Here is a 14,232-nt window from a genome sequence, read left to right as displayed (position 1 = left end):
AGGGAATTTGGTTTAGGGTTGCACTTAATGAAATTCGCTCATTTTTTCAGTTCGTTCCCCAAAGTTTAGTTCCGTTGTTATTTAATATGTCAGCACCTGGCAAAACTCCATAACTTCCAATTTTCTTTGTCGCTATTTTGTTATGAATTTGATTTTTCAATTTCCTTGATGTCTGTTCAATTATTTTCCAATCCCATTTTTCAACTTTTCCGTTGTTGTGGTTTGTGTCTTGCCATTTCAAAGCACCCTTTTCATTAAAGTGTCCAATGTGGGAATAATACAAAACATTGTCTTTTTGTCCTCCAAAATAAAGTTGAATTAATCCCCAACCATCAGTTGAGTAACGAAAAGTATGTCCGTCGCAATATTTTGGGTTAAGTTCAACTTTCCTAAAAACTATCTCGCCGCCAAAACGTGGTGTCCAAAGTTGAAATGTTGTAGCGGATTGTCCTCCATTTTCAAGGTCAAACTTTGTAACTATTTCATTTGTTGTTTTGTATTCGGACACTTCCTGTCCATAAGGAGATGCAAGGTCAAATATTTTCAAGTCTGTCTCCTTAAATATGAAGTCAAGCAATTTTATCTTGTCCGTTTTATTTGCGAAGAAGTCGTAAGTCATTTTCGTATGATGTTCGTGTTGCCTCGCACATAACGTTTTACGGCTTTGCGAATTTTTGATTTTACCTTCTGCAATTATCCCCAACACTAACTTAATAAATAATTACTGAACTCGCATATCCCTTGTCGCCCAAAAATTTGCAAAGCCGCTGTTATAGCCAATATTACTTTTTATTGTACTCATTTATAATTTTATTCTCCAAAATAAAATCCGAGTATGCTAAATTCCAGCGAGTGTCATTAGGTACTGGGTCATTTGGCTTTCTCATATCACTATTTCCAATCTGAAATATAACATCTTTAGTTTCCCAAGTTTTTAAGTTCCAATAAGTAATCCAAGATTGTAGAGGATGTGTTTCTTGATAAGACTTTTGTTGTCCATCTGCTCCAAATTTTTGAACAAGTATTTTTGATAATTTTTCCTTTTCTTCTTCATTCATATGCGAAACAGTTATATTCATTATGACATTATTTAATAACGTTAAAACAATAGCTGAGTCGTTTTTCAATTGCCAAATTCCAATAGGAAGTCCTTTGTATTTTTTAGGGAGTTTGTCAACGTTATTCATTGTCCAACCGTCTAAATAATTTGGGAAATAAAGATTTCCTTGCTTTGTGAAAAGGGAAGTGTCAACTTTATTTCCTATTCTGTACCCTCTAATTTCTAATTGACCAGGGTATTTATATCCCTGTCCACAAGCCATTAAGAATGAGGTTAAAATTAATAGAAGTATAACAGTTTTTTTCATAATGCTTGGACATCTCAGTATTGGCTATAACTCAAATATATGCGAAACTCTCCATAATAAAAAACGCCTTAGAAGGTGCTCCAAAGCATTTTGATGTTGCGTATTTGAAATTGCTAAAACCGAGTAAGAACGTTTAAAAACAGATGCAATCATTTAATTACAAGAATATTGATTGTTTTTGCATTTGCACGGAAACCCCAAATAGCAGCACAAACCTTTGTTATCTAAACCTGTCCCGATAGTTATCGGGAGCAGCGAACACGGAACGAAGAGGAGTAAAGCAAAAAGCAGGGCTGACATTCCTAAGAATTTCGAACCCTGCTTTTCTATATCATTAGTTCATTAGTATCATTGATTCATTGGTTTGGCAACTTGCCTAATGAACTATTGAACAAATGAAGCATTTAGTTCTTCATCATTTTCAAGAACGTAGCCAGTTTAGCTTTCATTTGTCTTCTATCAACAATAAAATCTAAAAAGCCGTGTTCCAATACAAATTCTGAAGTTTGAAATCCTTTCGGTAAATCTTTCTTTATGGTTTCTTTAATTACACGTGGACCAGCAAAGCCGATTAAAGCGCCTGGTTCTGCAATGTTAATATCGCCCAACATTGCATAAGAAGCCGTTACACCACCAGTTGTAGGGTCTGTTAATAAAGAGATATATGGAATTTTTGCTTGGCTTAACAAAGCCAATTTAGCCGAGGTTTTAGCCATTTGCATTAATGAAAATGCTGCTTCCATCATACGAGCTCCACCAGATTTAGAAATCATTAAAAATGGAACTTTGTTTTTGATGCTATAATCGATAGAACGAGCTATTTTTTCTCCAACTACCGAACCCATAGAGCCACCAATAAAGGCAAAATCCATACAGGCCACCATTAATTCTTGACCATCTACTTTACCGTGAGCAGCACGAATAGCATCTTTTAAGCCAGTTTTAGCTTGACTTTCTACTATTCTATCTGTATAAGGTTTATTGTCGTTAAATTTTAATGGGTCGCCAGAAGTTAGGTTAGCAAATAATTCGGTAAACTGATTATCATCGAAAAGAACTTGGAAATATTCTTTAGAACCAACTCTTAAATGATAATCACAATAATGACAAACGTATTTATTTTCTATTAAATCTGCGCTATGCAGTGCTTTTTTACAGTTAGGGCACTTATTCCACAATCCATCTGGTGCTTCTTTCTTTTCTTGTGTTGTGGTACTGATACCTTTTTTTTCTCTCTTAAACCAAGCCATGTTACTAGTTAAAAATGCGAGTACAAAGAAACGAAAATTTTTTTAACAATAACACCTGTTTTTATGGAAGTGTTTTATGAAAAAGTAATTGGTTATTGTAAAAAATACACCTAGTTATTGTAAAAAGTACACTTAGGTAAAAAATGTAGTTTTTGTTGATTTTTTTTATAACTTCGACATATCAAATTTAAATAGAAATGAGTTTAAAAGGCTATAAAGGCGTAATTTACGGAGCTGCTGTACAAGATTTGTTTGAGCAGGCTAAAAAACATCAATTTGCATTACCAGCAGTAAACGTTACAGGAACCAATACCATAAATGCGGTAATGGAAACTGCAAAGGCAGTAAATTCGCCTGTAATGATTCAACTTTCTAATGGAGGTGCACAGTTTTACGCAGGTAAAACATTAAATAACGATAATTTGAATGCTTGTATTTTAGGTGCGGTTTCTGCAGCTAAACACGTTCATTTATTGGCAGAGCATTACGGTGTTGCTGTAGTTTTACATACAGACCATGCTGCTAAAAAGTTATTACCATGGATTGATGGTCTTTTAACGCATGGCGAAAAATTCTTCGCTGAAACTGGTAAACCTTTATTTTCATCGCACATGTTGGATCTTTCTGAAGAACCAATTGAAGAAAACATGGAAATCTGTGTTGAATATTTCAAACGTATGGCGAAAATGGGAATGACCATTGAAATTGAATTAGGTGTAACTGGTGGTGAAGAAGATGGTGTTGACAATAGCGATGTAGATAGCTCAAAATTATATACGCAACCAAGTGAAGTGGCGTATGCTTATGATGAATTAAGTAAAGTAAGTGACCGTTTTACAATCGCTGCAGCTTTTGGTAATGTTCATGGTGTTTACAAACCAGGTAACGTTAAATTACAACCAATTATCTTGAAAAACTCTCAAGATTATATTAAAGAGAAATATAGCTTAACAGCAGAAAAACCTATCAACTTTGTTTTCCATGGTGGTTCTGGTTCATCTCAAGAAGAAATTAGAGAAGCTATTTCTTACGGTGCAATTAAAATGAACATTGATACTGATATGCAATGGGCATTTTGGCAAGGAATTTTAGATTACTACAAAAAGAACGAGGCATTTTTGCAAGGTCAGATTGGTAATCCAGATGGAGATGATAAGCCAAATAAAAAATATTATGACCCACGTGTTTGGTTACGCAAAGGCGAAGAAGAATTTGTTAAACGTTTAACAGGTGCTTTTGAAGATTTAAACTGCATTAACGCCAACGATAAATTGTAGTAGGTTAAAACATTTTCTAAAGCTTAATGTTTTAGCTAAAAGCGTAACAGATAAACTTGTTACGCTTTTTTATTGCGTTTAAATTTATCAACTTAGTAGAAACATAATCTTATGAAAGCCAAAAAAGGAATAAGCTTATTTGAAAGATTTGCAAATGGCGCAACCAAGTTTACTGGAAGCTCTCCAGCATTTTTAGGTGCAGCAGGAATAGTAGTATTATGGGCTGCAATGGGTCCTTTGTTTGATTATTCTGAAACTTGGCAATTGGTTATTAATACAGGCACAACTATCATTACCTTTTTAATGGTGTTTTTAATTCAGAAAGCGCAAAATAAAGACGGTAAAGCTATTCAGTTAAAATTAAATGAATTAATAGCAGCACAAGAGCATACCAGCAATAGGATGGTAGATATTGAAGATTTAACTGAAGATGAACTAGACCAACTCCATAAATATTACGTTAAATTAGCAGCATTGGCTAAAAAAGAATCCGATATTCATTGTTCTCACTCTATTGACGCCGCCGAAGAGTTAAATACAGAGAAATCTAAAGGCACTAAACACTATAAAAAACCCAAAAAAGATGGACTCACTTCTCGTACAAAAAGCACTAACTAAAGAAGAACTTGAAAAGGTTTTTGCCATTCGTAAAATCGTTTTTGTGGATGAACAAGGTTGTCCGCCAGAACTGGAGTGGGAAAATGAAGATGTTTCGCATCATTTTATAGCCTTATCAGACCATCAGCCTTGTGGCGCTTGCAGATGGCGTAAAACGGATAAAGGTTACAAACTAGAACGCTTTGCGGTACTTAAAGAGTTTAGAGGGCAAGGAGTGGGCAGGGCCTTAATTGCAACAGCTTTGGATGATTTACCTGATGATGCAGATTATATATATTTAAACTCTCAATTAGATGCCATGAGTTTGTATGCAAAATTTGGTTTTGTAGCCGAAGGAGAGCAGTTTGAGGAAGCAGGTATTCAGCATTTTAAAATGGTGAAGAAGGTTTAGGAGTTTTAAAACATTAAGGAGTTAAGAAGGTTTAAGCCTAGAAAGTCTTATTTTATTTAGGTAAGTAATTAACCCATAAATCCTTAATTAAGCTTAATTTCTTAATGTTGAAAATTAATTCCGACTAAAAACTTTTGAAGATAAAAGCATTGCCTCATTCCATTTTGCCATATCGAGATTTAAATTCTCACCCTTGCTTTGCAAGAAAGAAATTAAATCTTCTGTAGCCATATTTCCAGTTAAATCGTCACTTGCCATTGGACAACCACCAAAGCCTTTTAAGGCACTATCAAATCGTGTGCAGCCAGCATTGTAAGCGGCTTCAATTTTTTCTAAGCGAGTAAATGGTGTGCTGTGCAAATGAATACCAACTTCTGTTTGGTCGAATTTTTTTATCAATGCTGGAAGAATGAGCTCTATTTTTTCAGAGGTAGAAACTCCAGTTGTATCAGCCAGTGAAAGTATTTTAACCCCTCTTTTTACTAATTCATCAGCCCATTTTTCAATAATTTCCACATTCCATTCATCACCGTAAGGATTGCCAAAACCCATAGATAAATAAACTACTGCCGTTTTTTGATTTTTGTCACACAGGTTGAGCATCTCTTCGACTGTGTGTAAAGATTGTGTAATGCTAGAATTGGTATTGCGTTGTTGAAACGTTTCTGAGATAGAAAAGGGAAATCCGAGATAAGTGATTGCTTTGTGCTTAACTGCGTCTTCTACGCCTCTTAAATTAGCTACAATGGCAAGTGATTTTGATTTTGTATTTGATAAATCTAATTTCCCTAATACTTCTTCCGTATCTCGCAACTGCGGAATAGCTTTTGGAGATACAAAACTCCCAAAATCAATAGTGTCAAAACCAACTTGAAGTAATAAATTGATGTATTCTGCTTTTAAATCAGTAGGAATAAAATCATGCAAACCTTGCATCGCATCACGTGGGCATTCTATGAGTTTCATTTTATGAGATTTGAGAAATTAGATGTGAGATATGAGATTTGATTTTCGCCCTAACTGAACTAATGAACCAATGACTAGTGAACGATTAAACCTTCTGGCTTTCTGCAGGACCATTAATAGCCTTCCATTTATCAGCTTTAAGAAATGGCCTAATGATTAATCTTGTGCCTCTATCATAGCTAAAATAACTCCAAACCCAGTTTACAAAAACAATCAGTTTATTTCGAAATCCTACCAAAGTCATTAAGTGGACAAACATCCAAGTAAACCAAGCAAATACGCCTTGGAAACGAATTTTGCCAATATCTACAACAGCCCTGTTTCTACCTACTGTAGCCATTGAACCTTTGTCAAAGTACTTAAAGTTTTCGGTTGGCTTACCGTGAATAATATTGATTAAGTTTTTAGCTAATAAAGTCCCTTGCTGTATAGCGGCAGGAGCGACTCCCGGATGTCCATTTGGAGTTTCATCTGTTATCATTGCTGCAACATCCCCAATGGCATAAATATTCTGGTAACAGTCTACCTTATTAATTTTATCTACTTTTAAACGATTCCCTCTTACAGTACATTCTTGCTTTAATCCATCTAAAACAACTCCTTTTACACCTGCACTCCATATTACGGTTGATGATGGAATATTTCTTCCATCAAGCAATGAAATACTCTTACCGTCGTAACTTTTTACCCTCGCTTCTGTGTAAACGATTACGCCCATTTCTTCTAAAAATTCTTGCGATTTTCTTTGTGCTTGTGGAGACATTGGGCCCAATAATTCTGGAGAACCTTCAATTAAATAGATGTTAACTTTATTGATGTCTATTTCTGAGTAATCGTTCTTTAAAACGTGTTTTTTTAACTCTGCTAATGCGCCAGCGGTTTCAACACCTGTAGGACCGCCACCAACAACCACGAAATTTAATAGCTCGGCTTTTTCTTGCGGGTCTTTTGTAATTAACGAGGCTTCGAGATTTTGCAAAATTAGACTACGCAAGTTTAACGCTTCTGGGATAGATTTCATCGGCATCGCATTTTGCTGAATCTCGTCTTGTCCAAAGAAGTTACTTGTAGAACCTGTTGCTATTATTAAAAAATCATAGCTAATTTCTCCGATCGAGGTGATTAGCTTGTTTTCTTCTGGACTTACTTTTTGTACTTCCGTGACTCTAAAAGTTAGATTTTTTTGTCCTTTAAATATTTTTCTAATTGGAAATGCAATTGAATCTGCTTCTAAACCACCAGTAGCAACCTGATATAATAAAGGTTGAAAGGTGTGATAATTATGTTTGTCGAGTATAATTACATCGACGTTTTCTTTCCTCAATCTTTTTGCTAATTCAATGCCACCAAAACCACCACCAACAATTACAATTTTTTGCTTTGCATTTTCCATAGTAGATAAACTAATGAACCTATCATTTAGTTTAACAAATATACTAAGTTATTAAACCAATAAATATTAAACGAGTTTAAGAAAGGAGAATAGTTTGAAAAGCAAAAGTATAGCTACTATTGAAGAGCAGCCCTGCTTTCTGCTTTAGTCTTTTCGCTTTCAGCTCAAGAGCTATCGCTGTCAATCAGGTTTATTGAACTTAGGTTTTGTGCAGCTATTAAGGGTTGCTAGTCGCCAAGAGCCTCACCCTGTTAAAGTTAGTGGTTAAACGCTGTTCCTTTGTTTCCCTCTCCTTAAGGAGAGGGATTGTACAGGCGGTAGTTAAAGCTAAAGTGCTGATAGGGTGAGGTTGTTAAGCTATGAGGGGAGATTCAGTCCGCTAAGAACCTCACCCTGTTAAAGCTAGTAGTTAAACGCAGTTCCTTTGTTTCTCTCTCCTTGAGGAGAGGGATTGAACAGGCAGAAGCTAAAGCTGAAGTGCGGATAGGGTGAGGTTGTTACGCTATGAGGGGAGATTCAGTCCGCCAAGAACCACTTACTTTGTATAATAAACCTGATTGAATGGATGCCATTTTTCATGGCAGGAAGAAAAGCGGGGCTGAAGAAACTATGAAATGCTGACATTCGTTTACTAATTCTTAGAATGAGATTGCTTCGTTCCTCGCAATGACGATTGTCAATAAAAAAAGGGTCCCGAAATTCGAGACCCTTGTATTTTATGATTTAAACTTAATTAAGCTTTTTTGGCTTCGTTTTTAGATAAATCTATTACGATAGGAGTAGAGATACATAATGATGAATATGTACCAATGATACGACCAATTAGCAATGCGAAGATAAATCCACGAATGCTATCACCACCGAAAATAAAGATTACCAATAACACGAAGAATACGGTTAATGATGTTAAGATAGTACGACTTAATGTACTGTTTAATGCGAAGTTGATTAAAGTATCTCTTTCTGCACCATAAACATCAGTTTTACCAGATTCGCCTAATTTCTCACGAATACGGTCAAACACAACTACAGTTTCTGTCATTGTATAACCCATTACCGTTAAAATAGCAGCGATAAAATCTTGTCCAATTTCTAATGGGAAGGGCAATACACCATCTAAAATAGTATAGAATGATAATACCAATAACACGTCATGGAACAATGCGATAACCGCACCTAAGCCATATTGCCATTTTCTAAAACGAACTAAGATGTAGATAAACATTAGCACACATGAGAACAATATTGCTCCATAAGCGCCATAAATGATATCACTAGCAATAGTAGGGGTAACTTTTTGTTGACTTTCGATAGTGAACTTAGCACCAGTTTCTGCTAAACCTTTTCTTAAGGCATTTTCAACAATTTTATCAGCATTTGGGTCTTGATCTTGGATGTGATAAGGAGTAGTAATTTTTAATGAATTATCCGTGCCAGCAGTTTTAACTAAAGCTTCTTCACCTTCAAAATGAGGAACCAATTTGTGAGCAACTTCTTCAGTATTCATTAATTTATCGAACTTAACAATATAAGTTCTACCGCCTTTAAAATCTACACCAAGGTTTAAACCGCCATTTTTAACATAAAAACCAATACCAGCAATAATGATTAATGTAGAGATAATGTAGTATAATTTTCTACGTCCAACAAAGTTGAAGGCAATATTTTTAAATGCGTTTTTGGTGTATTTATTATCGAATGAAATATTTGCTTTTTTAGCTAATAAACCTTCAAATATTACACGAGAGATTAACACTGCTGCAAATAATGAAGTTACAATACCTACCATTAAGGTTACCGCAAAACCACGTACTGGTCCTGTACCGAAGATAGCCAAAATAGCACCTAAGATAAACAAGGTTACGTTTGAGTCGATAATTGAAGACATTGCATGTTTAAAACCTTCTTTAATTGCAACGCCCGTACTCTTACCTTGAGCGAGTTCTTCCCTCACACGTTCAAAGATTAGGATGTTCGCATCAACCGATAAACCTATTGTTAAAACGATACCAGCAATACCAGGTAAAGTAAGTACAGCACCAAATGCTGCAAGTACACCCATGATAAAGAATAAGTTAATTAACAATGCCAAGTTAGCAACCCAACCAGCTTTGTTGTAATATAAAGCCATAAAGGCTAAAATAACTACGAATGCAATGATAAATGATGATAAACCGCTATCAATTGCTTGTTGACCCAATGAAGGACCAACCACGAAATCTGAAACGATTTTAGCAGGAGCAGGTAATTTACCAGCTTTTAAGATGTTAGCTAAATCTTTAGTGTCATCAATAGTGAAACTACCAGAGATAACAGAGCTACCATTTGGAATTTCGCCGTTTACAGTAGGAGCAGTATAAACTGTGTTATCTAAAACAATAGCAATTGCTTTGTCGTCAGAGTGGTCATCTGGAATACCAGCTGCTTCTGCAGTAATTTTTTTCCATTTTGCAGCACCATCAGCAGTCATGTTCATAGAAACTTGAGGCTTGTTGTTCTCACCGTAATCGCTACGAGCATTTGAGATTGCATCACCACCTAAAGCTGGTTTGCCATCCATTGATGTTACTTTGATTGCATATAAATCAAAACGCTTAGTTCCATCTTTAGGTTTAAGACCCCACATGAATTTCAATGTGCCTGGAATAAGTGGTTTAATTTCTGGTTTAGCAAAATATGCCATCACCTTAGCAGTATCTTTTTGTAGCACTGTACCTACAACAGCACCAGGAGCCAATTGAATTTGTCCGTTTTGGTCTTTGTAAGCTTGAATTTCTAATAAAGTGCCAATTAGTGGACTTGCTTTAGCCGCATCAGCATTTTTAGCAGTTGCTGAAGTATCTTTTTTGTTTAATTTACCAAGACCAGCTAATTTATTATCAGCTTTAGTAGTATCTGTTGCTTTAGCCGCAGGAGCAACTGTAGCAGTATCTTTAAGACTAGCAGCAAGAGTTTTATTAATGTTATCTAAAATGCCATATACTTCTGGATTTTGATAAACTTGCCAAAATTGTAATTCAGCAGAACCTTGTAATAATTTACGAACACGCTCTTTGTCTTGAACACCTGGCATCTCAATAAAGATTCTGTTAGAACCTTCTTGTTTTTGCATGTTAGGACTAACCATACCAAAACCATCAATACGACTACGCAAAATGATAAATGAACGGTCAATTGCACTATTAGCTTCTTTAGAAAGGAAACTTTTTACATCAGCATTGCTTGCATTAGCTTTTAACTGCGCAGCATTATCTTGAGTTGAAAAGAAATCGGCTAACTTACCATTCGGTACAAGTTTTTCGTATTCATTAACAAATAACGAAATGAAATCACTACCTCCAGCATTTAATTTTGCTTGTGCGTTTCTTAATGCTTCGTTAAAGTTTGCATCTGTAGTATTATTTGCCAAAGATTTAGTTAGCTCAGCTAAAGAAATCTCCATGGTAACGTTCATACCACCTTTTAAGTCAAGGCCAAGGTTAATCTCTTTACCTTTAACTTGCTGATAGGTTAAGCCAAATACTGGATAAACTGGCTGAGTAGCCATTGAATCTAAATACGCTTTTTCTTTGATTGTGTCGCCTTTGGCGTACGCTTTGGCGTCTTTTTCTACATTATATGTAACTAGATTAAACGAAAGAGAATACAGACAGACAATACCCAATAGTATTGCCATAAATTTAATAAAACCTTTACCTTGCATTTTTTGTTGTATAATTTTTTTCTATTTGCTGTTTTTAAACAAGTCGGCAAATCTAACTATTTTTTTAAATAATAGTTACCTTATTGTAATTTTATTAAGGAAGTTTAATTATTTGCGTTCTAACGTCGAAAAAGTGTAAGCTACGCTATTTTTTTCATCAGGTCCGTGATATTCTTGATAGGTTTCTACCCATTCATCCGCATTTATTTTTGGGAAAAAAACATCAGCCTCATATTCTTTGTGAACCGTTGTTAAATAAATCCTATTGCTCAATGAAATAGAATTCTTATAAATCTCTGCTCCACCTATTATAAACACCTCTTCTTCATTTTTGCAGAGCGATATTGCTTCTTCTAGGCTGTTTACAACTTCCACGTTTTCAATTTGTAAATCAGCTTTGCGGGTAATTACAATATTTCTTCTGTTTGGTAGTGGTCTGCCGATAGAATCATAAGTCTTTCTACCCATAATAATGGTATGTCCAGAGGTGATTTCTTTGAAATGTTTCAAATCGGCAGGCAAATGCCATAACAATTGATTGTCTTTGCCAATTGCTTTGTTTTCTGAGATGGCTACGACGATGGATAGTTTGTTCATTGGTTTTTTTTAAATACTTCACGTCATTGCTAGGCACGAAGCAATCTCCATAGTTGTATTTCGCTTTAAGATTGCTTCGGGCGATGAAAAATCGACCCTCGCAATGACGATATAATTTATACCGCCACAGCTCCTTTAATATGCGGATGCGGGTCGTAATTCTCCAAAGTAAAATCTTCAAATTTAAAATCGAAAATGTCTTTTACAGCTGGATTGATATGCATTTGAGGTAAAGGCTTGGTATTTCTACTTAACTGCAAGTTTGCTTGTTCGATGTGGTTGTTATATAAATGTGCATCGCCAAGTGTATGGATGAAATCTCCATACTCTAATCCGCAAACTTGAGCAACCATCATGGTTAATAAAGCATAAGATGCGATGTTAAATGGTACACCTAAAAATATATCCGCACTGCGTTGGTATAATTGACAACTTAATTTGCCATCTGCTACATAAAATTGAAAAAAGGCGTGACACGGAGGTAATGCCATGTTTTCAACTTCAGCAACATTCCAAGCAGAAACGATAATTCTTCTCGAATCTGGGTTGTTTTTAATGGTATTGATGATTTGAGTGATTTGGTCAATCTTTTCACCATTTGGTTTTGGCCAAGAGCGCCATTGTGAACCATAAACCGGTCCTAAGTTTCCGTTTTCATCCGCCCACTCGTCCCAAATTTTAACACCATTATCTTTTAGGTATTTAATATTAGTATCACCACTTAAAAACCAAATTAGTTCATGTATAATAGACTTAAGATGCAGCTTTTTTGTAGTCACCATCGGAAAACCTTCTTGAAGGTTAAAACGCATTTGATATCCAAAAACGCTAATGGTTCCCGTTCCTGTTCTATCGTGCTTTTGTGTGCCGTTATCTAGCACATGTTGCATTAAATCTAAATATTGTTTCATACCCCAAACCCCTAAAGGGGCCTTTAATTATTTTATACAAAACTAAAAATTTAAATACTCTTAATCTTATTGCTTTTTCCACATTGTGGATTTTCCTAACGGCGAAGCAATAAAAAAAACTACACTGTTGGCAATTTATAACCATTGTGATAGGCCGCAGTTAGGTATTTATTGGCTTCACTATCTGTGAATTTATTTTTATCAGCATCCCAATATATTTTTTTACCTAACCTGTAAGCGATATTTCCCATCTGGCAAATTTTTGCAATATGAGAGCCAGCTTCAATTGGTGCTTTTAGGTCTTCGAATTTTCTAGATTGTACAACATCTAAGAAATTGCTAGTATGTTTTTCCAAACCATTATCAACAGACTTTTGAAATTCTACACGCTCAATTTTGTCTTTTCCATCAGCTTTTTCAGGTATCACTTCCCAACCCTGTCTGTTTACTACCAATGTGCCATTGTTACCAATAAAAGCAACACCGTGGTTTCTATTATAAGGACCTCCATCAATTCCAGTTGCGTGTTCCCATTGTAAGTTGAAATCCTTGAATTGATAGATTGTAGTTAAAGTGTCTGGTGTTTCAGAAGCATCATTAGGGTTAGCAAATTTACCTCCAGAAGCAACAACACTTATCGGTGTTTCTGCTTTCATACCGATTAGGCCAAAATCAATCATGTGCACACCCCAATCTGTCATTAAGCCTCCTGCATAATCCCAGAACCATCTAAATTCAAAATGGAAACGGTTTTTATTGAATGGCCTTTTTGTTGCAGGGCCAAGCCAAGCAGCGTAATCTACACCTTCTGGTACAGGTGAGTCAGCTACAGTTGGTATAGCTTTCATCCAACCTTGATACGCCCAAGCTTTAACCAAGCGTACGTTGCCTAACTTACCAGAATGAACATACGCCATTGCATCAGCAAAGTGTTTTTGACTACGTTGCCATTGTCCAACTTGTACTGCTTTATTATATTTTTTTTGAGCAGCCACCATGATATTACACTCCTCAATTGAGTTGCCCGCTGGTTTTTCTACATAAACATCTTTGCCAGCAGCAAGAGCATCAACCATTATTTTACAATGCCAATGGTCTGGTGTTCCAATTACAACGGCATCAATATCTTTGTTTGCTAATATCGTTTTATAGTCAGATGCTGTAGTTACAGTAATGTTTTTCTTTGCTAATTCTGCAGTTCTTTTATTTAAAACGTTCTTGTCTACATCGCAAATGGCAATACATTGTGCCCTTGAATCCTTTATTAAGGCATTTAAATTAGACCAACCCATCCCGTTTACGCCAATAACTGCAAAACGAATTTTGTCTGCTTTCGCAGCAGATGCTAATAAATCTAAAGGCATTACTGATGCCAAGCCAGTGCTTGCTAATAAAATGGAGCTAGATTGGATGAAGTTTCTACGTTTCATTGTGTTCAGGTTGTGATTATAATTGGTTCGTTCTTACAATAGTTGACACAATATAATAAATCATTTTATGTTAATAGCAAAAGCACTAAAAAATAAACGTTAAATGGACGATTGTTTTTTGTTAGTATATTAAATTGCTATTTTTCAGAGGTTCCAAGAGTAGGATTGTTATTCATTGGTTATCCCAGGGGGATAAAATATTTATAAAAAGGTGCTTAAATAATATACGACCCCAGCTGGGGTCGCACACTTAATTCATTCCTTTCCTATAGATATTAGACCTCTCTGAGGTCTGAAAATTGTTCTAAACTTTTCTATGCCATAAAATT

At 35.5% G+C, this 14,232-nt stretch carries 12 protein-coding genes; 3 read left to right on the top strand and 9 right to left on the bottom strand.

The genetic code is table 11. The annotated features are described in order from the left end of the window. Positions 1-46: 46 nt before the first annotated feature. From R2Q59_RS09585 to accD, 3 genes are all read right to left on the bottom strand, one after another. Positions 47-619 carry a hypothetical protein gene (locus R2Q59_RS09585; RefSeq protein ID WP_316785340.1) on the bottom strand — a complete coding sequence of 191 codons (573 nt, stop codon included), beginning with the start codon at positions 617-619 and terminating at the stop codon, positions 47-49. 163 nt (positions 620-782) lie between these two features. After that, complete coding sequence (locus R2Q59_RS09580) at positions 783-1,367, bottom strand: hypothetical protein (protein ID WP_316785339.1); 585 nt, start codon at positions 1,365-1,367, stop codon at positions 783-785. A 404-nt stretch (positions 1,368-1,771) separates the two neighbouring features. Continuing rightward, positions 1,772-2,617, bottom strand: a complete 846-nt coding sequence (accD, locus tag R2Q59_RS09575; RefSeq protein WP_316785338.1) for an acetyl-CoA carboxylase, carboxyltransferase subunit beta — start codon at positions 2,615-2,617, stop codon at positions 1,772-1,774. A 197-nt stretch (positions 2,618-2,814) separates the two neighbouring features. Here accD and fbaA point away from each other — a divergent pair, with 197 nt between their 5' ends. The 3 genes from fbaA to R2Q59_RS09560 all read left to right on the top strand — a co-directional run bounded on the left by fbaA (position 2,815) and on the right by R2Q59_RS09560 (position 4,903). Further along, on the top strand, positions 2,815-3,894 hold the full coding sequence (gene fbaA / locus R2Q59_RS09570) for a class II fructose-bisphosphate aldolase (RefSeq protein WP_316768241.1): 1,080 nt from the start codon (positions 2,815-2,817) through the stop codon (positions 3,892-3,894). A gap of 111 nt (positions 3,895-4,005) precedes the next feature. Further along, positions 4,006-4,512: a low affinity iron permease family protein gene (locus tag R2Q59_RS09565; protein ID WP_316768238.1), complete on the top strand. Its 507-nt coding sequence runs from the start codon at positions 4,006-4,008 to the stop codon at positions 4,510-4,512. Then, positions 4,478-4,903, top strand: coding sequence for a GNAT family N-acetyltransferase (locus R2Q59_RS09560; protein ID WP_316785337.1), 426 nt, complete (start codon positions 4,478-4,480; stop codon positions 4,901-4,903). The genes R2Q59_RS09565 and R2Q59_RS09560 overlap by 35 nt, the downstream gene beginning before the upstream one ends. 114 nt (positions 4,904-5,017) lie before the next feature. On the opposite strand, the gene R2Q59_RS09555 is transcribed toward R2Q59_RS09560, so the two are convergent. The 6 genes from R2Q59_RS09555 to R2Q59_RS09530 form a co-directional block, all read right to left on the bottom strand. Further along, a complete protein-coding gene (locus tag R2Q59_RS09555; protein ID WP_316785336.1) occupies positions 5,018-5,869 on the bottom strand; it encodes a hydroxymethylglutaryl-CoA lyase in 852 nt (283 codons plus the stop codon). Positions 5,870-5,954: 85 nt separating this feature from the next. Then, entirely contained in the window at positions 5,955-7,262 is a 1,308-nt protein-coding gene (locus R2Q59_RS09550; protein WP_316785335.1) for an NAD(P)/FAD-dependent oxidoreductase, read from the bottom strand. Between the two features lie 733 nt (positions 7,263-7,995). Continuing rightward, positions 7,996-10,965: a protein translocase subunit SecDF gene (gene secDF, locus R2Q59_RS09545; RefSeq protein ID WP_316768228.1), complete on the bottom strand. Its 2,970-nt coding sequence runs from the start codon at positions 10,963-10,965 to the stop codon at positions 7,996-7,998. 108 nt (positions 10,966-11,073) lie between these two features. Then, on the bottom strand, positions 11,074-11,562 hold the full coding sequence (locus R2Q59_RS09540) for a dihydrofolate reductase (protein ID WP_316785334.1): 489 nt from the start codon (positions 11,560-11,562) through the stop codon (positions 11,074-11,076). A gap of 116 nt (positions 11,563-11,678) precedes the next feature. Beyond that, positions 11,679-12,473, bottom strand: coding sequence for a thymidylate synthase (locus R2Q59_RS09535; protein WP_316785333.1), 795 nt, complete (start codon positions 12,471-12,473; stop codon positions 11,679-11,681). 119 nt (positions 12,474-12,592) lie between these two features. After that, positions 12,593-13,903 (bottom strand): Gfo/Idh/MocA family oxidoreductase, encoded by a 1,311-nt coding sequence (locus R2Q59_RS09530; RefSeq protein ID WP_316785332.1) that lies wholly within the window; start codon positions 13,901-13,903, stop codon positions 12,593-12,595. Between the last annotated feature and the right edge of the window lie 329 nt (positions 13,904-14,232).

The sequence above is a fragment of the Pedobacter frigiditerrae genome (assembly GCF_032678705.1).
In the GTDB taxonomy this organism is placed as follows: Bacteria; Bacteroidota; Bacteroidia; order Sphingobacteriales; family Sphingobacteriaceae; genus Pedobacter; species Pedobacter frigiditerrae_A.
Note: the sequence above shows the minus strand (reverse complement) of the source record. Positions and strands in the feature narration are given on the sequence as shown.

Excerpts from the sequence above, each read along its gene's own strand:
- R2Q59_RS09540 (WP_316785334.1), bottom strand. The coding sequence starts at position 11,562 with ATGAACAAACTATCCATCGTCGTAGCCATCTCAGAAAACAAAGCAATT.
- R2Q59_RS09530 (WP_316785332.1), bottom strand. The coding sequence starts at position 13,903 with ATGAAACGTAGAAACTTCATCCAATCTAGCTCCATTTTATTAGCAAGC.
- R2Q59_RS09535 (WP_316785333.1), bottom strand. The coding sequence starts at position 12,473 with ATGAAACAATATTTAGATTTAATGCAACATGTGCTAGATAACGGCACA.
- R2Q59_RS09585 (WP_316785340.1), bottom strand. The coding sequence starts at position 619 with ATGACTTACGACTTCTTCGCAAATAAAACGGACAAGATAAAATTGCTT.
- R2Q59_RS09550 (WP_316785335.1), bottom strand. The coding sequence starts at position 7,262 with ATGGAAAATGCAAAGCAAAAAATTGTAATTGTTGGTGGTGGTTTTGGT.
- R2Q59_RS09580 (WP_316785339.1), bottom strand. The coding sequence starts at position 1,367 with ATGAAAAAAACTGTTATACTTCTATTAATTTTAACCTCATTCTTAATG.
- accD (WP_316785338.1), bottom strand. The coding sequence starts at position 2,617 with ATGGCTTGGTTTAAGAGAGAAAAAAAAGGTATCAGTACCACAACACAA.
- secDF (WP_316768228.1), bottom strand. The coding sequence starts at position 10,965 with ATGCAAGGTAAAGGTTTTATTAAATTTATGGCAATACTATTGGGTATT.
- fbaA (WP_316768241.1), top strand. The coding sequence starts at position 2,815 with ATGAGTTTAAAAGGCTATAAAGGCGTAATTTACGGAGCTGCTGTACAA.
- R2Q59_RS09555 (WP_316785336.1), bottom strand. The coding sequence starts at position 5,869 with ATGAAACTCATAGAATGCCCACGTGATGCGATGCAAGGTTTGCATGAT.
- R2Q59_RS09565 (WP_316768238.1), top strand. The coding sequence starts at position 4,006 with ATGAAAGCCAAAAAAGGAATAAGCTTATTTGAAAGATTTGCAAATGGC.
- R2Q59_RS09560 (WP_316785337.1), top strand. The coding sequence starts at position 4,478 with ATGGACTCACTTCTCGTACAAAAAGCACTAACTAAAGAAGAACTTGAA.